At 71.9% G+C, this 18,094-nt stretch carries 18 protein-coding genes; 10 read left to right on the top strand and 8 right to left on the bottom strand.

The window, feature by feature from the left end:
* Positions 1-222: 222 nt before the first annotated feature.
* Together ACIO3O_RS08185 and ACIO3O_RS08180 are read left to right on the top strand one after the other, a co-directional pair.
* Positions 223-1,053, top strand: coding sequence for a hypothetical protein (locus ACIO3O_RS08185; RefSeq protein WP_401743353.1), 831 nt, complete (start codon positions 223-225; stop codon positions 1,051-1,053).
* Positions 1,054-1,175: 122 nt separating this feature from the next.
* Positions 1,176-1,520, top strand: coding sequence for a rhodanese-like domain-containing protein (locus tag ACIO3O_RS08180; protein ID WP_401743351.1), 345 nt, complete (start codon positions 1,176-1,178; stop codon positions 1,518-1,520).
* Positions 1,521-1,592: 72 nt separating this feature from the next.
* Here ACIO3O_RS08180 and ACIO3O_RS08175 read toward each other — a convergent pair whose 3' ends face one another.
* From ACIO3O_RS08175 to paaA, 6 genes are all read right to left on the bottom strand, one after another.
* Positions 1,593-2,729, bottom strand: coding sequence for an acyl-CoA dehydrogenase family protein (locus ACIO3O_RS08175; RefSeq protein ID WP_401743349.1), 1,137 nt, complete (start codon positions 2,727-2,729; stop codon positions 1,593-1,595).
* A gap of 119 nt (positions 2,730-2,848) precedes the next feature.
* Entirely contained in the window at positions 2,849-3,913 is a 1,065-nt protein-coding gene (locus ACIO3O_RS08170; protein WP_401743348.1) for a 2Fe-2S iron-sulfur cluster-binding protein, read from the bottom strand.
* Positions 3,914-4,441, bottom strand: coding sequence for a 1,2-phenylacetyl-CoA epoxidase subunit PaaD (gene paaD / locus ACIO3O_RS08165; RefSeq protein ID WP_401743345.1), 528 nt, complete (start codon positions 4,439-4,441; stop codon positions 3,914-3,916).
* On the bottom strand, positions 4,435-5,151 hold the full coding sequence (gene paaC / locus ACIO3O_RS08160; RefSeq protein ID WP_401743343.1) for a 1,2-phenylacetyl-CoA epoxidase subunit PaaC: 717 nt from the start codon (positions 5,149-5,151) through the stop codon (positions 4,435-4,437). Before paaC ends, paaD begins: the two co-directional genes overlap by 7 nt.
* Positions 5,148-5,447 (bottom strand): 1,2-phenylacetyl-CoA epoxidase subunit PaaB, encoded by a 300-nt coding sequence (paaB, locus tag ACIO3O_RS08155; protein ID WP_401743340.1) that lies wholly within the window; start codon positions 5,445-5,447, stop codon positions 5,148-5,150. Before paaB ends, paaC begins: the two co-directional genes overlap by 4 nt.
* Positions 5,444-6,475 carry a 1,2-phenylacetyl-CoA epoxidase subunit PaaA gene (gene paaA, locus ACIO3O_RS08150; RefSeq protein WP_401743337.1) on the bottom strand — a complete coding sequence of 344 codons (1,032 nt, stop codon included), beginning with the start codon at positions 6,473-6,475 and terminating at the stop codon, positions 5,444-5,446. Before paaA ends, paaB begins: the two co-directional genes overlap by 4 nt.
* 121 nt (positions 6,476-6,596) lie before the next feature.
* On the opposite strand from paaA, the gene ACIO3O_RS08145 reads away from it, so the two are divergent.
* The 3 genes from ACIO3O_RS08145 to ACIO3O_RS08135 are packed head-to-tail and all read left to right on the top strand — an operon-like array spanning position 6,597 to position 9,450.
* Positions 6,597-7,418: a DUF5819 family protein gene (locus tag ACIO3O_RS08145; protein ID WP_401743335.1), complete on the top strand. Its 822-nt coding sequence runs from the start codon at positions 6,597-6,599 to the stop codon at positions 7,416-7,418.
* Positions 7,415-8,746, top strand: a complete 1,332-nt coding sequence (locus ACIO3O_RS08140; protein ID WP_401743333.1) for an HTTM domain-containing protein — start codon at positions 7,415-7,417, stop codon at positions 8,744-8,746. The genes ACIO3O_RS08145 and ACIO3O_RS08140 overlap by 4 nt, the downstream gene beginning before the upstream one ends.
* Positions 8,747-8,757: 11 nt before the next feature.
* Entirely contained in the window at positions 8,758-9,450 is a 693-nt protein-coding gene (locus ACIO3O_RS08135) for a TrmH family RNA methyltransferase (RefSeq protein ID WP_401743443.1), read from the top strand.
* 143 nt (positions 9,451-9,593) lie between these two features.
* On the opposite strand, the gene paaN is transcribed toward ACIO3O_RS08135, so the two are convergent.
* Complete coding sequence (gene paaN / locus ACIO3O_RS08130) at positions 9,594-11,297, bottom strand: phenylacetic acid degradation protein PaaN (protein WP_401743330.1); 1,704 nt, start codon at positions 11,295-11,297, stop codon at positions 9,594-9,596.
* A 216-nt stretch (positions 11,298-11,513) separates the two neighbouring features.
* Here paaN and ACIO3O_RS08125 point away from each other — a divergent pair, with 216 nt between their 5' ends.
* Both ACIO3O_RS08125 and ACIO3O_RS08120 read left to right on the top strand, forming a co-directional pair.
* Positions 11,514-13,040, top strand: a complete 1,527-nt coding sequence (locus ACIO3O_RS08125) for a 3-hydroxyacyl-CoA dehydrogenase (protein WP_401743328.1) — start codon at positions 11,514-11,516, stop codon at positions 13,038-13,040.
* Positions 13,037-13,645 carry a TetR/AcrR family transcriptional regulator gene (locus ACIO3O_RS08120; protein WP_401743326.1) on the top strand — a complete coding sequence of 203 codons (609 nt, stop codon included), beginning with the start codon at positions 13,037-13,039 and terminating at the stop codon, positions 13,643-13,645. Before ACIO3O_RS08125 ends, ACIO3O_RS08120 begins: the two co-directional genes overlap by 4 nt.
* A 103-nt stretch (positions 13,646-13,748) precedes the next feature.
* Here ACIO3O_RS08120 and ACIO3O_RS08115 read toward each other — a convergent pair whose 3' ends face one another.
* Entirely contained in the window at positions 13,749-14,297 is a 549-nt protein-coding gene (locus ACIO3O_RS08115; RefSeq protein ID WP_401743324.1) for an Lrp/AsnC family transcriptional regulator, read from the bottom strand.
* A 239-nt stretch (positions 14,298-14,536) separates the two neighbouring features.
* Here ACIO3O_RS08115 and pdhA point away from each other — a divergent pair, with 239 nt between their 5' ends.
* The 3 genes from pdhA to ACIO3O_RS08100 are packed head-to-tail and all read left to right on the top strand — an operon-like array spanning position 14,537 to position 18,051.
* The gene (gene pdhA, locus ACIO3O_RS08110) at positions 14,537-15,688 is read left to right on the top strand and encodes a pyruvate dehydrogenase (acetyl-transferring) E1 component subunit alpha (protein WP_401743321.1); all 1,152 of its coding nucleotides are present in this window, start codon (positions 14,537-14,539) and stop codon (positions 15,686-15,688) included.
* Positions 15,685-16,710 (top strand): alpha-ketoacid dehydrogenase subunit beta, encoded by a 1,026-nt coding sequence (locus ACIO3O_RS08105; protein WP_401743319.1) that lies wholly within the window; start codon positions 15,685-15,687, stop codon positions 16,708-16,710. The genes pdhA and ACIO3O_RS08105 overlap by 4 nt, the downstream gene beginning before the upstream one ends.
* A gap of 3 nt (positions 16,711-16,713) precedes the next feature.
* Positions 16,714-18,051 carry a dihydrolipoamide acetyltransferase family protein gene (locus ACIO3O_RS08100; protein ID WP_401743317.1) on the top strand — a complete coding sequence of 446 codons (1,338 nt, stop codon included), beginning with the start codon at positions 16,714-16,716 and terminating at the stop codon, positions 18,049-18,051.
* Positions 18,052-18,094: the final 43 nt, after the last annotated feature.

The raw sequence follows: 18,094 nt of genomic DNA, 5'->3' as shown, positions 1-18,094 counted from the left end.
CGGTTCACGGGATGGAGTAGTTCCGGTGCGGTGGGGGTGGTGGTTGCGGTTCGGGGGGGGGGGGGGGGGGGGGGGGGGGGGGGGGGGGGGGCGGGGGGGGCGCCCCCCCCCCCCCCCCCCCCCCCAACCCCACCCGCCCCCCACCACCCTTCTGTAAAGCCCTCAGCCCTCTTCCTGAAGGGCCAAGAAGGCCCATCCCCGGAAGGACCGTAGGCTGGATGGGTGACTCAGGATGCCGCCGGGGGACCGGTTACCCCGAATGAAGACGACGTACGGTCCGGTGAGCGGCCGGAGGCGCGGCTGGAGAAGGCGGTGGGGGTCGCCGAGCAGGCGCTGATCGAGTTCGAGATCGCGGTGGAGACCTTCCGCATCGAGGTCGAGAACTTCTCGCGGCTGCATCACCAGAAGCTCGGGCCGATGTATTCGCGGCTCGACGAGCTCGATGCGCAGATCGCCGAGGCGAAGGCGCGGCAGACCGGGGACCCGGAGGATCTGGCGAAGGCGGACGAGCTGCGGGCGCTGGTCATGCCGATGCCGGGGGTGGAGGAGCTGTTCCACGGCTGGATGGACTCCGAGGGCCTGTCGCCCGAAGGTGCCGCGATGCTGACCGAGCAGTCGGTGCGGCCGCCGGAGCGGGTACGGCCCAGCGAAGAGGCCCGGAAGCTGTACCGCGAGCTGGTGCGCAAGGCCCATCCTGATCTGGCGCGGGAGGAGCAGGAGCGTACGCGTCGGGAGGAGTTCATGACCCGGGTCAATGCCGCCTACGGGCGGGGCGACGAGGCGTTGTTGGGGGAGCTGGCCGAGGAGTGGGCGGCCGGGCCGGTGCCCGAGTCGCGGCTCAGTGCCAGTGAGGAGCTGTACGCCCGGCTGGAGTGGCTGTCGCAGCGCAAGGAGCTGTTGACCGTCGTCGCCAGGGATCTTGAGGACAGCGCCATCGGGTCGATGCTGCGGATGGCGCCGGAGGACCCGGACCGGCTCCTGGAGGAGATCGCGGAGCAGCTGCTCGCGCGGGTCTCCGAGCGGGAGGCGGAACTGGCCCGGTGGGTGCAGTAGCGTTCCGGGCGGCGATGGGGGTCGTGGGTGGCCTGCCGTCGTGTGTGCTGAGTGTGTTGTGCAGTCGTGTGCAGTAGCGCGTGGTCGCGCGCAGCTGCGTGTATGAGAGAAGGCCTGACCCCATGAATTTCGCCTCCATGCCCTCGGTGGACGTCGCGTCGGTGCCGGTCGACGGCCTCGTGCTGGACGTCCGGGAGGCCGACGAGTGGGCCGCCGGGCACGTCGAGGGTGCGCTGCACGTGCCGATGAGTGACTTCGTCGCCCGGTTCGGCGAGGTCACCGAGGCGGTGGCGGACGGTCGTCGGGCCCATGTGATGTGCCGGGTCGGCGGGCGTTCCGCGCAGGTCACCCAGTACCTGGTGCAGCAGGGCATCGACGCGGTCAACATCGAGGGCGGCATGCTCGCGTGGGACGGCGCCGGTCGGCCGATGGTCGCCGACGGCGACGCCCCCGCGTTCGTGCTCTGACGTTCGTCTCGGCCCCATGAGGCTGAGCCCGGTGGGCCATCGGTCCCGTGGTGCCTCAACCGTAGTGGGACCTCACCCCAGTGGGTGGGTGGCCAGCAGGTCGCCCAGGGTTTCCTCGTGGGCGGCCGCCGGGCCGAGGCTGAGCTCCAGGTGCTTGGCCCAGGCGTGGTAGCGGTGCAGCGGGTAGTCGGTGTCCGCGCCGAAGCCGCCGTGCAGGTGCTGTGCGGTCTGGACGGTCCGGCGTACGCCGTCGGAGGCCCAGATCTTCGCCAGCGCCACGTCGCCCGCCAGCGGCAGGGCCCCTTCCGTGCCGGTGCTCAGCCGCCAGGCGGCCTGCCAGAGGGTGGCCTCCATGGCGCGCAGGTCGATGTACCGGTCGGCGGCCTGGACGGCGACGGCCTGGAACGTGGCGACCGGGTGGCCGAACTGTTCGCGCTGCGAGGTGTAGGCGGCGGACATCTCCAGGACGCGTTCGCCGAGGCCCAGGGCCTGCGCGCAGGTGCCGGTGGTGAGCAGGGCGTGCAGCCATTCCCAGGCCGCCGGGTCGGTGATCACCTCGTGGGCTGCCGCGCGTACGGCGTCCAGGCGCACCTCGGCGAGGCGTTCGCCGCTGGTGGAGACCTGGTCGGCGAGGGTGACGCCGGTGCGGTCGCGGGGGATCAGGGCGAGGACCGTGCGGCCGTCCCCGGTGCGGGCGGGCACCGCGATCAGGTCGGCGTGCTGCGCCCAGGGGACCGCCGTCTGCGTGCCGTCCAGGGTCCAGCCCGAGTCGTCCGACTGCCGTGCGGCGACGGCGAGTTCGGCCCTTTCGTGTCCGGTACGTCCGTGTGCGGCGGCGGTGAGGACCCGTTCGCCGCGTCCGGTCGGGGGCAGCAGTTCGCCCGCCAACTCCTTGTCCCCGTACCGCTGTACGGTCAGGGCCACCGCGCTCGTCTCCAGCAGGGGCACCCGGGCGAGCACCTTCGCCGATTCGCGCAGGACGAGGCAGAGGGCGAGCGGGTCCAGTCCCGCTCCCCCGTGCTCCTGCGCCAGCAGCAGGCTCAGCAGGTCGGCGGCGGCCAGCTTTGCCCACAGCGGGCGGTCGAAGTCGTCGGCGACGGCGCCCGTGGTGTGCGCCGGGCTCGGTACCGCGTCCGGCGCGACCCCGGAGAAGACCGCCCGTGCCGCCTCGGCGGCCGCCTGCTGTTCCTCGGTGAAGGTGAAGTCCACTGCCCTGCCCTCCCGTACCCGCGCACCCCGTACTCGTGCACACACCGACATCTGACGGTGCGTCAAGATAGAACACGTTCTACGGGAAGGGAATGGCGGCGGCCGCGGGGCCTGTCTGTTCAGCGGTCGAAGTCCAACTCCACTTCCCCGGTGGCCGGATGGGACTGGCAGGCCAGGACGTACCCGGCTTCCGTCTCTTCCTCCTCCAGTGCGTAGTTGCGGTCCATGCGGACCTCGCCGCGCACCAGGAACGCCCGGCAGGTTCCGCACACCCCGCCCTTGCAGGCGTACGGAGCATCGGCCCGTGCCCGCAGCACGGTCTCCAGGAGCGATTCGCCGTCCTGCACCGGCCAGGTCCCGGAGCGTCCGTCGAGGGTGGCGGTCAGGGTGCCGCCCACGGCGGCAGGCACGGTCGCGGCCGGTGCGGCGGCGGCCGCGCCGTCGTCCACGTGGAAGATCTCCTCGTGGATACGGTCCCGGCCGACCCCCAGTCCGCGCAGCGCCCGCTCGGCGCCCTCGACCAGACCGAGCGGCCCGCACAGGTACCAGCCGTCGATGTCGGCGACGGGCAGGAGCGCGGGCAGCAGCCCCGCCAGCCGGTCGGAGTCGAGCCGCCCCGACGGCAGCCCCGCCTGCTGCTCCTCCCGGGACAGCGCCGTGACCAGCTGGAACCGGTCGGGGAAGCGGTCCTTCAGGTCGGCGATCTCCTCCAGGAACATCGTGGAGGCCGCCGTGCGGTCGCTGCGGATCAGGCAGAACCGGGCGTCAGGGCGCCGTGCCAGCAGCGTCGTCGCGATCGACAGCACCGGCGTGATGCCGCTGCCGCCGACGATCGCCGCGAAGTACCCCGCGCGCGGCTCCAGCACGAAGCGGCCCGTCGGCGGCATCGCCTCGACGGTGTCCCCGACCAGCAGTTCCTTCAGTGCGTACGTGGAGTACGCGCCGCCGTCGACCAGGCGGATGCCGACCCGCAGCACCGGCTCGTCCGGGGCCTTCGCCGCGGGGGCGCAGATCGAGTACGTACGCCGGATCTCCTGCCCGTCCACGATCCGCCGCAGTGCCAGGTGCTGGCCGGGCACGTGCCGGAAGGTCTCGCGCAGTTCGGGCGGCACCGCGAGGGTGACGGCCACCGCATCGTCGGTGAGCCGCTCGATGCCCCGGACCCGGAGCGGGTGGAACGGCATCTACAACTCCTTGAAGTGGTCGAAGGGTTCGCGGCAGGCCACGCAGCGGCGCAGCGCCTTGCACGCGGTGGAGGAGAACCGGCTGAGCAGTTCGGTGTCGACGGACCCGCAGTGCGGGCAGCGGATCGCCAGAGAGAGGGGTATCGGCCCGGATCCGCTCACCTCGCGCGTCGTGCGCGGCGGTGCGATGCCGAACGCGGCCAGCTTGCGGCGTCCTTCGTCGCTGATGTCGTCCGTGGACCAGGCGGGGGCGAGCACGGTGCGCACGGTCACCTCGGCCATGCCGCCGCTGTCGTGGAGCACACGCTCGATGTCGGCGGACATCGCCTCGATGGCGGGGCAGCCGGTGTACGTCGGGGTCAGGTCGACCTCGACCCGGCCGGGCCCGGTGAGGTGCACCGCGCGCAGTACGCCCAGCTCCTCCAGGGTGAGGACGGGCAGTTCGGGGTCGGGGACGGTGCCCGCCAGGCGGCGCAGTTCGGCCTCCAGGGCGGTGTCTTCGAGGGCTGTCTCGTGGTCCGTCACCATGTCGCCCCCGGGTGGCTGCGGTGCAGGTGCTGCATCTCGGCGAGCATGCGGCCGAAGGGCTCGGTGTGCAGGCCCTGCCGTCCCGCGCCCGCCGTCCACGCCCCGGTGCGGGGCCCCTCGGGCACGGTGAGCGTGGCCCGCTCCAGCACCGCGGTGACCGAGGTGAGCCACTCTTCTTCCAGGAGCGGGACCTCCGCCAGCCCCTCGACCGGCTGGAACGGCTCGCCGGTGAAGCGCCACAGCGCGTCCACCGCGCGCTGCATCCGTGCGTGGCTCTCCGCGGTGCCGTCGCCCAGGCGCAGCGTCCACTGCTCGGCGTGGTCACGGTGGTACTCGGTCTCTTTGACGGCCTTCGCCGCGAGGGGCGCGAACTCGCCCTCGGAGGCGGCCAGTCGACCGTACAAGAGGTGCTGGTAGGTGGAGAAGAAGAGCTGGCGGGCGATGGTGTGGGCGAAGTCGCCGTTGGGCTGTTCGACCAGCTGGAGGTTGCGGAAGGCGCGTTCCTCGCGGAGGTAGGCGAGTTCGTCCTCGTCGCCGACGAGGGAGAGCAGGATGCGGGCCTGGCCGAGGAGGTCGAGTGCGATGTTGGCGAGGGCGACCTCCTCCTCCAGGACGGGGGCATGGCCGGCCCACTCCCCCAGGCGGTGCGAGAGGACGAGGGCGTCGTCGCCGAGGGCGAGGGCCGCGGTGCGGACGACGGTGGCGGTCACAGGTGCTTCACCCCGTCCGGGATCGCGTAGAAGGTGGGGTGGCGGTAGGGCTTGTCGCCGGACGGCTCGAAGAAGGAGTCCTTCTCGTCGGGGGACGAGGCGGTGATCTCGGCGGACGGCACGACCCAGAGGGAGACGCCCTCCGACCTGCGGGTGTAGAGGTCGCGTGCGTTGCGCAGGGCCATGGCGGCGTCCGGGGCGTGCAGGCTGCCGGCGTGGGTGTGGGACAGTCCGCGGCGGGAGCGCACGAACACCTCCCACAGCGGCCAGTCGTGGTGGTTGTCCGTGCCGGTCATGCGGCTTCCCCCTTGGTCTTACGGTTCTTGCCGGCGTACGCCGCTGCTGCGTCCCGCACCCAGGCGCCCTCTTCGTGGGCCCGGCGTCGCTGGGTGATGCGCTGTTCGTTGCAGGGGCCGTTGCCCTTGAGGACGTCCCGGAACTCGGCCCAGTCGATGGCGCCGAAGTCGTGGTGGCCGCGTTCTTCGTTCCACCGCAGGTCGGGGTCCGGGAGGGTGAGGCCCAGTGCCTTCGCCTGCGGGACGGCGATGTCGACGAAGCGCTGGCGCAGTTCGTCGTTGGAGTGCCGCTTGATCTTCCACTGCATGGACTGCGCGGAGTGCGAGGACTCGTCGTCGGGCGGGCCGAACATCATCAGCGACGGCCACCACCAGCGGTTCACCGCGTCCTGCGCCATGGCGTGCTGCTCCGGGGTGCCCTGGGAGAGGGCGAGGAGCGACTCGAAGCCCTGCCGCTGGTGGAAGGACTCCTCCTTGCAGATGCGGACCATCGCGCGGGCGTACGGACCGTAGGAGCAGCGGCAGATCGGGACCTGGTTGGTGATCGCGGCGCCGTCCACCAGCCAGCCGATCGCGCCGACGTCGGCCCAGGTCAGGGTGGGGTAGTTGAAGATCGAGGAGTATTTCTGGCGGCCGGAGTGCAGCTTGTCGAGGAGCTCCTCGCGGCTGGTGCCGAGCGTCTCGGCGGCGCTGTAGAGGTAGAGGCCGTGCCCGGCCTCGTCCTGGACCTTGGCCATGAGGATGGCCTTGCGGCGCAGGGAGGGGGCGCGGGTGATCCAGTTGGCCTCGGGCTGCATGCCGATGATCTCGGAGTGCGCGTGCTGGGCGATCTGGCGGACCAGGGAGGCCCGGTAGTCGTCGGGCATCCAGTCGCGCGGCTCGATGCGCTCGTCGGCGGCGACGGCCGCGTCGAACATCGCCTGCGGGTCTGCCGTCGCCTGCGGGTCCGCCGTCGTCTGCGGGTCCGCAGGCGTCCGTCCCGGACCCTCCGTCGCGGGGTGGGTCTGCCCTTCTGTCACTGCCGTCATCCTGGCCCCCTGTGCCACCGACCGACCGATCGTTCGGTTCATTGACTTCAATGGTGGGGCGACGGCCCGTAGGGTGTCAACCTCTGTGGACAACTGGCCGACGCGTGCTGATCGGGGCGGGATGGATTCGTACGACGACAAGGCCCGGGGCGAGGACCTGACCCCGGACGCCGCCGAGGATTCTTCGCAGGGCGCGTCCACGACCGCCCCGCCGCCCCCCGCCGAGGGCGTCCCCGCCGAGGCCGCTCCGAGGGAGGAGGCCCCGGGCGAGGAGGCCCCCGCCGAGACCCCCGGCATCGCCGGGCTGTCCTTCCCCCTCCAGATCGTCGCGGCCCTCGCCCTCGCCCTGGTCGGCGTCACCGCGCTCGTGCACCTGGGCATGGTCTTCCTGCACATCGCGCCGTCGAACACGATCTCCAAAGAGCACAACCAGGCAGTGAGCGACTGGATCAACCCCGAGTTCGAGCAGAACTGGAAGCTTTTCGCTCCCAACCCGCTCCAGCAGAACATCGCCGTCCAGTCCCGCGCCCAGATCCAGACCAAGAGCGGCCAGTGGCGCATCACGGAGTGGATCGACTTCTCCGCCAAGGACGCCCAGGAGATCCGCGGCAGCCTCCTGCCCAGCCACACCGCCCAGAACGAACTGCGCCGCGGCTGGGACTTCTACACGAACTGGCACAACGACAAGAACGAGTCGCTGGGCATGCGCGGGGACCTTTCCGCACGCTACGTCCGGCGCATCGTCCTGGAGCGGATGTCCGAGCTCGACATGGGCGGCAGGGTCGTCCGCATCCAGGTCCGTTCCGCCACGACCTCGGTGAAGCCGCCGTCGTGGTCCACCGAGAAGATCTCCACCAAGCCGGTGTACCGGACGCTGCCCTGGTGGACGGTGACGCAGGCCGACCTGACCAAGGTCGCCGACGAGGCGGGAGTGACCAAGTGAGCACCGCCCAGAAGCCCTCTGCCACGAGTGCTACGAGCGCGACGCGTGCCACGAGCGCGACGCGTGCCACGAGCGCGACGCGTGCCACGAGCGCGACGCGTGCCACGAGGTTCCCCGCCCGGAGCCTCCGTCCCGGCACCCTGCCCGGCCGGGCGCAGCAGTGGCTCCAGCGGGGCGTCCAGCGCGTCACCGCCGCGGCCCTCGGCCCGTATCAGACGGCGATAGTGCGCATCGGGTTCTCCGCGACCTGGCTGCTGTTCCTGCTGCGCGAGCTGCCCCACCGGCACGAGCTGTACGGGCCCCAGGGGCCGTGGGGCTTCGACATGGGGCAGCAGATCCTCGCCGACAACGGTGCGTTCACCGTGCTGATCTGGAACGACAGCACCCTGTGGTTCGAGCTCGTGTACGTCCTTGCGATCGTTTCCAGCGCACTGTTGCTGGTGGGCTGGCGCACCCGGACGATGTCCGTGCTGTTCATGATCGGCGTGCTGTCGCTGATGAACCGCAGCGTCTTCATGGGCGACGGCGGCGACAACGTCATCCACCTGATGGCGATGTACCTGGTGCTCACGCGCTGCGGCCAGGTGTGGTCGCTGGACGCGCGCCGGGTGAAGGCCGCAGGGGGTGTCGTCGCCGCTGTCGTACGGGACCGGGTGGGGCCCGCGCTGTGGACGGTGCTCGGGGTCGCCCTCGCGGTGGTCACCTTCCTGGGGCTGCTGAGCTGGGGCTGGGCGCTGGTGTTCTGGGCGCTGCTGCTCGCGCACCTGGGGTGGTGGGCCGCGTGCCGGTTCGCCGACGGTGAGCCGCGCCGGCTCGCGGACGTCGTCGCCAACCTCGTCCACAACGCCGGTCTGCTGATCATCATCGTCGAGGTCTGCTTCGTCTACGCGACGGCCGGCTGGTACAAGGTGCAGGGCTCGCGCTGGCAGGACGGCACCGCGGTCTACTACCCGATGAACCTGGACTACTTCACGCCCTGGCCGTGGCTGTCCGAGCAGCTCGCCTCGCACGGCACGATGGTCATGCTGGTGACGTACGGAACGGTGATCGTGCAGGTCGCGTTCCCGTTCACGCTGTTCAACCGGCGGGTGAAGAACGTCCTGCTGGCGCTGATGATCGTGGAGCACGCGAGCATCGCGGTGCTGCTGGGGCTGCCGTTCTTCTCGCTGGCGATGATCGCCGCCGACGCGGTGTTCCTGCCGACGGTGTTCCTGGTGTGGCTGGGCGGCCGGGCCGGGCGGCTCCGGGACCGGGTGCTGCCTGTCTCGCGCACGGCCCCGCAGCGGCGTCCCGAGGCCGTCGAGCAGCCCCGTACGCTCGTGGGGTGAGCAGCGAGAACATCCCGGTGGAAGAGTCCGCCCAGCCCGCGCAGGCGGAACCCGTCCAGGCGGACCCCGTCCAGTACGACGACGGCTTCGGCGACGGGATCGGTGTCGGCCCGCACCCCGAGCCCTGGCCCGTGGGCGAGCGTTACGACCCCGAGCTGCTCGCGCACGGCGACCGGCGCAACGTCGTCGACCCGTACCGCTACTGGACGCGGGAGGCGATCGTCGCCGACCTGGACACCCGGCGGCACGACTTCCACGTGGCCGTGGAGAACTGGGGCCACGACTTCAACATCGGGTCGGTCGTCCGGACCGCGAACGCCTTCCTCGCCAAGGAGATCCACATCGTGGGGCGGCGGCGCTGGAACCGGCGCGGGGCCATGGTCACCGACCGCTACCAGCATGTGCGCCACCACTCGGACACCGAGTCGCTGACCGCGTGGGCGGCCGCCGAGGGCGTGCCGATCATCGGTATCGACAACCTGCCGGGGGCGGTCCCGCTGGAGCGGACCGTGCTGCCGAAGCGGTGTGTGCTGCTGTTCGGGCAGGAGGGGCCGGGGCTCACCGAGGAGGCGCGGGCACATGCGTCGATGGTGTGCTCGATCGCCCAGTTCGGCTCGACGCGGTCGATCAACGCGGGGGCCGCGGCGGCCATCGCGATGCACGCGTGGGTGCAGCGGTACGCGGACGTGCCGGAGCCGTCCTGACCTGAGCGGTCCTGATCCGGGCCGTCCTGGCCTGAGCCGTCGTGACGTGAGTCGTCCTGGCCCGGGTGACGCACCGGGAACGCCGTGGTCCGCGTTGGGGGGCGCGAACCACGGCGTTCGGTTTTCCGGTGCGTACGCCGCCGTCAGGCCTGGCGGCGTACCTCCACCGTCCGGAAGCGGTTGGCCACGAACGCGCCGTCGCACAGTGCGGCGTTCGCGGCCGGGTTGCCGCCGGAGCCGTGGAAGTCGGAGAACGCGGCGGTCTGGTTGACGTACACCCCGCCCGTCAGGTTCAGCGAGAGCTGCGCGGACTCCTCCAGGCAGACCTCCTCGACGGCCCGCTCCACCTCGTCGGACGTCGTGTACGCGCCGACCGTCATGGCGCCCTTGTCGCGGACCGTACGGCGCAGCAGCTCGACGGCGTCGGCCGTGGAGTCCACGGCGACGGCGAAGGACACCGGGCCGAAGCACTCCGAGAGGTACGCCGCCTCCGCGTCCGGCTTCGCGCCGTCCAGCTTGACGATGACGGGCGTACGGACCGTGGCCTCGGGGAAGTCCGGGTGCGCGACCTCCCGGGACGGCAGGGCGACCTCGCCGAGACCGGCCGCCGCCTCCAGCCGGGCCTTGACGTCCGGGTTGACCAGCGCGCCCAGCAGGGCGTTCGCGCGGGCGTCGTCGCCGAGCAGGCCGCCGACCGACTTCGCGAGGTCGCCGACCACCTCGTCGTACGACTTGGGGCCCGCGTCGGTGGTGATGCCCTCGCGGGGGATCAGCAGGTTCTGCGGGGTGGTGCACATCTGGCCGCTGTAGAGGGACAGCGAGAACGCCAGGTTGGAGAGCATGCCCTGGTAGTCGTCGGTGGAGTCGACGACGACCGTGTTGACGCCGGCCTTCTCCGTGTAGACCTGCGCCTGGCGGGCGTTGGCCTCCAGCCAGTCGCCGAAGGCGGAGGAACCCGTGTAGTCGATGATCTTGATCTCGGGGCGGGTGGCGAGCGTCTTGGCGATGCCCTCGCCGGGGCGCTCGGCGGCCAGTGCCACCAGGTTGGGGTCGAAGCCCGTCTCGGCGAGGACCTCGCGGGCCACCTTCACCGTCATGGCGAGCGGGAGCACCGCGCGCGGGTGCGGCTTCACCAGGACCGGGTTGCCGGTGGCCAGGGAGGCGAAGAGGCCCGGGTAGCCGTTCCACGTGGGGAAGGTGTTGCAGCCGATGAGCAGGGCGATGCCGCGCGGGACGGCAGTGAAGGACTTCGCCAGGTTCAGCGGGTCGCGCTTGCCCTGCGGCTTCGACCAGTCGGCCGAGGCGGGCACCCGGGTCTGCTCGACGTAGGCGTACGCCACCGCCTCCAGGCCGCGGTCCTGGGCGTGCGGGCCGCCCGCCTGGAGCGCCATCATGAAGGCCTGGCCGCTGGTGTGCATCACCGCGTGCGCGAACTCGTGCGTGCGGGCGTTGATCCGGGCCAGGATCTCCACACACACCACGGCGCGCGCCTCGGGACCCGCGTCGCGCCAGGCACCCATGCCCGCGCGCAGGGCGGGCAGCAGGACGTCGAGGTCGGCGTGCGGGTAGGAGATTCCCAACTCCGGCCCGTACGGAGAGACTTCGCCGCCCTCGGCGGCGGAGCCGCCCACCCAGCCGTCCGTGCCCGGCTGGTCGCCCAGGTCGAAGCGGGTGTTCTTCAGCGCCTCGAACGCCGCGAGGCCGTCGGCCGCCGCGCTCTCGCCGTACGCCTTGGGGTGCTCGGGGTGCGGGGACCAGTAGGCGCGCGTGCGGATCGCGTCGAGGGCCTGGTCGAGTGTGGGCCGGTGGGTCTCGGTCAGCTGCGTCAGCTTCTGCTGCGACTGCATTGCGCGGACCAACTCCTCGTCGAGATGGGCTTCAAGGTGGGCTCGGGCCGGGTGTGGTCCGGGCTGGGGGCCCCGCTCGGGCCGGGTGCGGTCCCGGTGCGGGATGCGGCTCGGGCTGGGCTGTGACGGGCGGACACGGCTAGAGTAACCGAACGATCGGTCGGGACAAGGGGGCCGACGTAAACCTGTGGATAACCCGTCCTGGAGGATTGGCGCATGACAGAAATCGAGCGCTCCCGCACCGTCGCCGTCGTCGGGGCCGGGACCATGGGGCAGGGCATCGCCCAGGTCGCCCTCCTCGCCGGGCACCCCGTCCGACTCTTCGACGTCGACGCCGAGCGCACCGCCGCCGCGGACGCCTCGGTGCGTTCCCGGGTGGAACGGCTCGTGGAGAAGGGGAAGCTGGTCCGCGCGGACGCCGACGCGGCGCTGGCCCGGCTGCACCCTGCTGACGACCTGCGGGACCTCTCCGACGCCGCCCTCGTCGTCGAGGCGATCGTGGAGCGCCTGGAGGTGAAGCAGCAGGTGTTCCGTTCCCTGGAGGAGCTGGTCGCCGCCGACTGCCTGCTCGCCACGAACACCTCCTCGCTGTCGGTGACCGCCGTCGCGGGCGCGTTGAAGCACCCGGGGCGCTTCGTCGGCATGCACTTCTTCAACCCCGCGCCCCTGCTCCCCCTGGTGGAGATCGTCAGCGGTTTCGCGACGGACGCCGAGGCCGCCACGCGCGCGTACGACACCGCGCTCGCCTGGGGGAAGACCCCGGTGCGCTGCGCCGACACCCCCGGCTTCCTGGTCAACCGGATCGCCCGCCCCTTCTACGCCGAGGCCTTCGCGGTGTACGAGGAGCAGGCCGCCGACCCGGCCACCATCGACGCCGTGCTGCGCGAGTCCGGCGGTTTCCGGATGGGCCCCTTCGAGCTGACCGACCTGATCGGCCAGGACGTCAACGAGGCCGTCTCCCGCTCCGTGTGGGAGGCGTTCCACCAGAGCCCCAAGTTCGTGCCGTCGCTGCCGCAGCGCCGCCTGGTGGAGTCGGGGCGGCTTGGCCGCAAGTCAGGGCACGGCTGGTTCCCGTACGCAGAAGGCAGCGCGAAGCCGGAGCCGCAGACCGCACCACCGGAGCCGGCGCCCGCGCAGGTCACCGTCGCCGGTGACTTCGGGCCCGCCGCCGAGGTGCTTGCGATGCTCCAGGAGGCGGACGGCATCGAGGTGAAGCAACTGGCCTCCGGCGGCCCCTACATCGGCCTCCCCGGCGGCGGTCAGCTCGCCCCCGTGGACGGGCACACCTCGGTGGAGTACGACGACGTCGTCTACTTCGACCTCGCCCTGGACTACCGGGCCGCCACCCGCATCGCGCTGGCCGCCTCCGACGACGTCTCCGAGGACACCCTCGCGGAGGCGATCGGGCTCTTCCAGGCGCTCGGCAAGGACGTCAGCGTCATCGGCGACGTCCCCGGGATGATCGTCGCGCGCACCGTCGCGATGCTCGTCGACCTCGCACTGGATGCCGTGGCCAAGGGTGTCGCCAGTGCCGGTGACATCGACACCGCGATGCGCCTGGGCGTCAACTACCCGCGCGGGCCGCTGGAATGGGGTCGTGACCTCACCGGCGACTGGTCCTTCGACCTGCTCACCGCGATGCACCAGCGCTGTCCCACCGGGCGCTACGCCCCGTCGCTCGCGCACTACCGGCAGGGGTACGCCGACCAGGCGTCTGCGCCCGAGGAGGAGAGCACCGGATGACCACGACGGACCGGCCGGGTGCGGCCAAGAGGGACACGTACACCCCGGAGACGCTGCTCGCCGTGGCGGTGAACGTCTTCAACGAGCGCGGCTACGACGGCACGTCCATGGAGCACCTCTCCAAGGCCGCCGGGATCTCCAAGTCGTCCATCTACCACCACGTCGCGGGCAAGGAGGAACTGCTGCGGCGGGCGGTCAGCCGGGCGCTGGACGGTCTGTTCGCCGCCCTGGAGGAGCCCCGGGCGCAGCGCGGGCGGGCCATCGAGCGCGTCGAGCACGTCACGCGGCGCACCGTCGAGGTGCTGATGGCGGAACTGCCGTACGTGACCCTCCTCTTGAGGGTGCGCGGAAACACCCAGACGGAGCGGTGGGCGCTGGAGCGCAGGCGCGAGTTCGACCAGCGGGTCGCCGATCTGCTGAAGGCGGCGGCGGCCGACGGTGATCTGCGGGCGGACGTGGACATCCGGCTGGCGACCCGGCTGCTCTTCGGGATGATCAATTCGCTGGTGGAGTGGTACCGGCCGCACCCGGACGGGGGCGCGGAGCAGGAGCAGCTGGTGGACACGGTCGTACGGATGGCCTTCGACGGGCTGCGTACGGGCTGAGGGCCCGGTCGGTTCAGGTCCGTTTCCGGCGCGTTCCCGGCGCGGGACGCTTCAGTCCTGCGCCGGGCGCTGCGGTCGCAGGCCTGGGCCGGGGGCCGAGGCGTCAGTCCTGCGCCGGGCGCTGCGGGTCCAGGTCGGTCTCCTCGAAGACCAGCAGCGTGCGCGTGCTGAGCACCTCCGGGATCGACTGGATCTTCGTCAGGACCAGCTCGCGCAGGGTGCGGTTGTCCGGGGTGTGCACCAGCAGCAGTACGTCGAAATCGCCGCTGACCAGCGCTATGTGCGCGGCCCCCGGCAGCGCCTGGAGCTCCTCGCGGACCGTGCGCCAGGAGTTCTGGACGATCTTCAGGGTGATGTACGCGGAGGCGCCCTGCCCCGCCCTCTCGTGGTCGACGCGGGCGCTGAAGCCCCGGATCACCCCGTCGTCGATGAGCCGGTTGATCCGGGCGTAGGCGTTCGCGCGCGAGACGTGGACGCGCTCGGCGACCGACCGTATCGAGGTCCTGCCGTCGGTCTGGAGCATGTGCAGGATGTCGCGGTCGATGGCGTCCAGCGGACGGGCGGGCGGCAGCTCCCGGGGGCCACCCCTGTGGACATCCCCGCCGTTGTGGGAAAGACCGTCACCCGATCCGGCCATTTGTTCAGCTGCCATGTCCCCCTGCTTCCCCGCCATGGACGTCCTGCCCCCATCCCAGGCTGCGCAGAACCGTTTGTCCACAGGCTGATGCCGCCTGTAGCCAAACTGCATCCACGACCGAACAATCGGTAGGTGAGACGCGCCACATTTCGACCGGGGGCGCCCTCGTGACCTTCCAGTCCTCTCCGGTCCATGTGGGTCCTGTACCCGCAGGGACGGGTTGTCCGCACCACTCCCACGAGGAGGTGTTCGTCGTGACGATTCAAGAGATGCCGGGCAGCACGGCCTACCGGCCCAGCCCTCCCCCGGCCTGGCAGCCGCGTACCGACCCCGCCCCGCTGCTTCCCGATGCCTCGCCGTACCGCGTGCTCGGCACCGAGGCCGCCGCAGGGGCCGACCCCGCCCTGCTGCGCCGGCTGTACGCCGAGCTGGTGCGGGGCCGCAGGTACAACGCGCAGGCCACGGCGCTCACCCGGCAGGGCCGCCTCGCGGTGTACCCGTCCAGCACCGGGCAGGAGGCCTGCGAGGTCGCCGCCGCGATGGTGCTTCAGGAGCAGGACTGGCTCTTCCCCTCGTACCGCGACACCCTCGCCGTCGTGGCCCGCGGCCTGGACCCCGTACAGGCGCTGACTCTGCTGCGCGGCGACTGGCACACCGGGTACGACCCGCGCGAGTCCCGCATCGCCCCCCTGTGCACCCCGCTCGCCACCCAGCTGCCGCACGCCGTGGGCCTGGCGCACGCCGCCCGGCTGCAGGGCGACGACGTGGTCGCGCTCGCCATGGTCGGCGACGGCGGCACCAGCGAGGGCGACTTCCACGAGGCGCTGAACTTCGCCGCCGTCTGGCAGGCCCCGGTCGTCTTCCTCGTGCAGAACAACGGCTTCGCGATCTCCGTACCGCTCGCCAAGCAGACCGCCGCCCCGTCCCTGGCCCACAAGGCCGTCGGATACGGAATGCCGGGCCGCCTGGTCGACGGCAACGACGCGGCCGCCATGCACGAGGTGCTCGCCGAGGCCGTCGAGCGCGCCCGGCGCGGCGGCGGTCCGACGCTGGTCGAGGCCATCACGTACCGCATGGAAGCCCACACCAACGCCGACGACGCCACCCGCTACCGCGGCGACGCCGAGGTGGACGCCTGGCGCGACCACGACCCGATCGCCCTGCTGGAGCGCGAGCTGACCGCCCGCGGCCTCCTCGACGAGGACGGCATACGGGAGGCCAGGGAGGCCGCCGAGACCATGGCCGCCGACCTGCGCGCCCGCATGAACGCCGACCCGGTGCTCGACCCGATGGACCTGTTCACCCACGTGTACGCGGAGCGCACCGCGCACCTGCGGGAGCAGGAGGCCCAGTTGCGGGCCGAACTGGATGCGGAAGCGTCCGTGGACGTGGAGGAAGGGCGATGAGCAGCACCACCGTGGCCCCCGGAGCCAAGAAGGCCGCCGCAAAGCCCGCGAGCATGGCACAGGCCCTCCAGCGCGCACTGCGCGACGCCATGGCCGAGGACCCGACCGTGCACGTCATGGGCGAGGACGTCGGCGCGCTCGGCGGCGTCTTCCGCATCACCGACGGGCTGGTCAAGGAGTTCGGCGAGGACCGCTGCACGGACACCCCGCTCGCCGAGGCCGGGATACTCGGCGCGGCCGTCGGCATGGCGATGTACGGGCTGCGGCCGGTCGTGGAGATGCAGTTCGACGCGTTCGCCTACCCGGCGTTCGAGCAGCTCGCCAGCCACGTCGCCAAGATGCGCAACCGCACTCGCGGCGCGCTCCCCATGCCGCTGACCATCCGCATCCCGTACGGCGGAGGCATCGGCGGCGTCGAGCACCACAGCGACTCCTCCGAGGCGTACTACATGGCCACCCCCGGCCTGCATGTCGTCACCCCGGCCACCGTCGAGGACGCCTACGGCATGCTGCGCGAGGCCATCGCCTCCGACGACCCGGTCGTCTTCCTGGAGCCCAAGCGGCTGTACTGGTCCAAGGCCGACTGGTCGCCGGACGCCCCCGCCGCCGTCGCCCCGACAGGCACGGCGGTCGTGCGCCGCCCCGGCCGCAGCGCCACCCTCATCACGTACGGGCCGTCCCTGCCGGTCTGCCTGGAGGCCGCCGAGGCGGCGACGGCGGAGGGCTGGGACCTGGAGGTCGTCGACCTGCGCTCGCTGGTGCCGTTCGACGACGAGACGGTGGCCGCGTCCGTGCGGCGCACCGGGCGTGCCGTCGTGGTGCACGAGTCCGCCGGGTTCGGCGGGCCCGGCGGCGAGATAGCCGCCCGGATCACCGAGCGCTGCTTCCACCACCTGGAGGCGCCGGTGCTGCGCGTTGCCGGGCTGGACGTGCCGTACCCGCCGCCGATGTTGGAACGCCACCACCTGCCCGGCGTGGACCGGGTGCTGGACGCGGTCGCCCGGCTCCAGTGGGAGGACTGATTCATGGCGCAGGTGTTGGAGTTCAAGCTGCCGGACCTCGGTGAGGGGCTGACCGAGGCGGAGATCGTGCGCTGGCTGGTGAAGGTCGGCGACGTCGTCGCCGTCGACCAGCCGGTGGTCGAGGTCGAGACGGCCAAGGCGATGGTCGAGGTGCCGTGCCCGTACGGGGGCGTGGTCACCGCCCGCTTCGGCGAGGAGGGCACGGAACTGCCCGTCGGCTCCCCGCTGCTGACGGTGGCGGTGGGCGCGGACGCGTCGGCCGACTCCTCCTCGGTGAACGGGGACTCTGGTTCGGGGAACGTGCTGGTCGGCTATGGCACGACGGCTCCGGCGGCGCGGCGGCGCAGGGTGCGTCCCGGGGGGACCGGCGGTGCGGTGGCTCCCTCGGTCGAGGCCGTGCCCGCGGCTGCTGTGCCTGCGGCCCCCGCGCCGGTGGCTCCCACTCCTGCCGCCGCTCCCGACAGGGGGCCCGTGCCGGTGATCTCTCCTCTCGTACGTCGCCTGGCGCGCGAAAACGGGCTCGATCTGCGGCAGTTGAGCGGGTCGGGGCCCGACGGGCTCATCCTGCGCAGCGACGTGGAGCAGGCGCTCCGCATCCCCGAGCCCGCTTCTGCGCCGACTCCGGTGTCCTCCCCGGCCACCGAGGGCGCCGCCGTGCGCGTCCCCCTCAAGGGTGTGCGCGGAGCCGTCGCCGACAAGCTGTCCCGCAGCCGCCGCGAGATCCCCGACGCCACCTGCTGGGTGGACGCCGACGCGACCGAGCTGATGGCTGCCCGCACCGCGATGAACAGCGTCGGCACCGGACCCAAGGTGTCCGTGCTGGCCCTGCTCGCCCGCATCTGCACGGCCGCCCTGGCCCGCTTCCCCGAGCTGAACTCCACCGTCGACACCGAAGCCCGCGAGATCGTCCGGCTGGCCGAGGTGCACCTGGGCTTCGCCGCCCAGACCGAGCGCGGTCTCGTCGTCCCGGTGGTCCGCGACGCGCACAGCCGCAGCGTGGACTCCCTGGGCGAGGAACTCGTACGCCTCACCGACGCGGCCAGGGAGGGCAGGCTCACCCCCGCCCAGCTCACCGGCGGCACCTTCACCCTCAACAACTACGGGGTGTTCGGCGTCGACGGCTCCACGCCGATCATCAACCACCCCGAGGCGGCCATGCTCGGCGTCGGCCGCATCGTGCCCAAGCCGTGGGTGCACGAGGGACAGCTGGCGGTGCGCCAGGTCGTCCAGCTCTCGCTGACCTTCGACCACCGGGTCTGCGACGGCGGCACCGCGGGCGGCTTTCTGCGGTACGTCGCCGACTGCGTCGAGCACCCGGCGCTGCTGCTGCGCACCCTCTGACGCGCCGGACGTCCCGGACGCTCCGCACACCCCGGACGCCCCT

This window comes from Streptomyces sp. NPDC087440 (genome assembly GCF_044744005.1).
In the GTDB taxonomy this organism is placed as follows: Bacteria; Actinomycetota; Actinomycetes; order Streptomycetales; family Streptomycetaceae; genus Streptomyces.
This window is presented reverse-complemented; position numbering and strand designations above follow the sequence as displayed.

Bases quoted from the DNA above. Each gene is read 5' to 3' on its own strand.
- ACIO3O_RS08180 (WP_401743351.1), top strand. From the start codon at position 1,176: ATGAATTTCGCCTCCATGCCCTCGGTGGACGTCGCGTCGGTGCCGGTC.
- ACIO3O_RS08170 (WP_401743348.1), bottom strand. From the start codon at position 3,913: ATGCCGTTCCACCCGCTCCGGGTCCGGGGCATCGAGCGGCTCACCGAC.
- paaD (WP_401743345.1), bottom strand. From the start codon at position 4,441: ATGGTGACGGACCACGAGACAGCCCTCGAAGACACCGCCCTGGAGGCC.
- paaB (WP_401743340.1), bottom strand. From the start codon at position 5,447: ATGACCGGCACGGACAACCACCACGACTGGCCGCTGTGGGAGGTGTTC.
- paaA (WP_401743337.1), bottom strand. From the start codon at position 6,475: ATGACGGCAGTGACAGAAGGGCAGACCCACCCCGCGACGGAGGGTCCG.
- ACIO3O_RS08145 (WP_401743335.1), top strand. From the start codon at position 6,597: ATGGATTCGTACGACGACAAGGCCCGGGGCGAGGACCTGACCCCGGAC.
- paaN (WP_401743330.1), bottom strand. From the start codon at position 11,297: ATGCAGTCGCAGCAGAAGCTGACGCAGCTGACCGAGACCCACCGGCCC.
- ACIO3O_RS08125 (WP_401743328.1), top strand. From the start codon at position 11,514: ATGACAGAAATCGAGCGCTCCCGCACCGTCGCCGTCGTCGGGGCCGGG.
- ACIO3O_RS08120 (WP_401743326.1), top strand. From the start codon at position 13,037: ATGACCACGACGGACCGGCCGGGTGCGGCCAAGAGGGACACGTACACC.
- ACIO3O_RS08115 (WP_401743324.1), bottom strand. From the start codon at position 14,297: ATGGCAGCTGAACAAATGGCCGGATCGGGTGACGGTCTTTCCCACAAC.
- ACIO3O_RS08105 (WP_401743319.1), top strand. From the start codon at position 15,685: ATGAGCAGCACCACCGTGGCCCCCGGAGCCAAGAAGGCCGCCGCAAAG.
- ACIO3O_RS08100 (WP_401743317.1), top strand. From the start codon at position 16,714: ATGGCGCAGGTGTTGGAGTTCAAGCTGCCGGACCTCGGTGAGGGGCTG.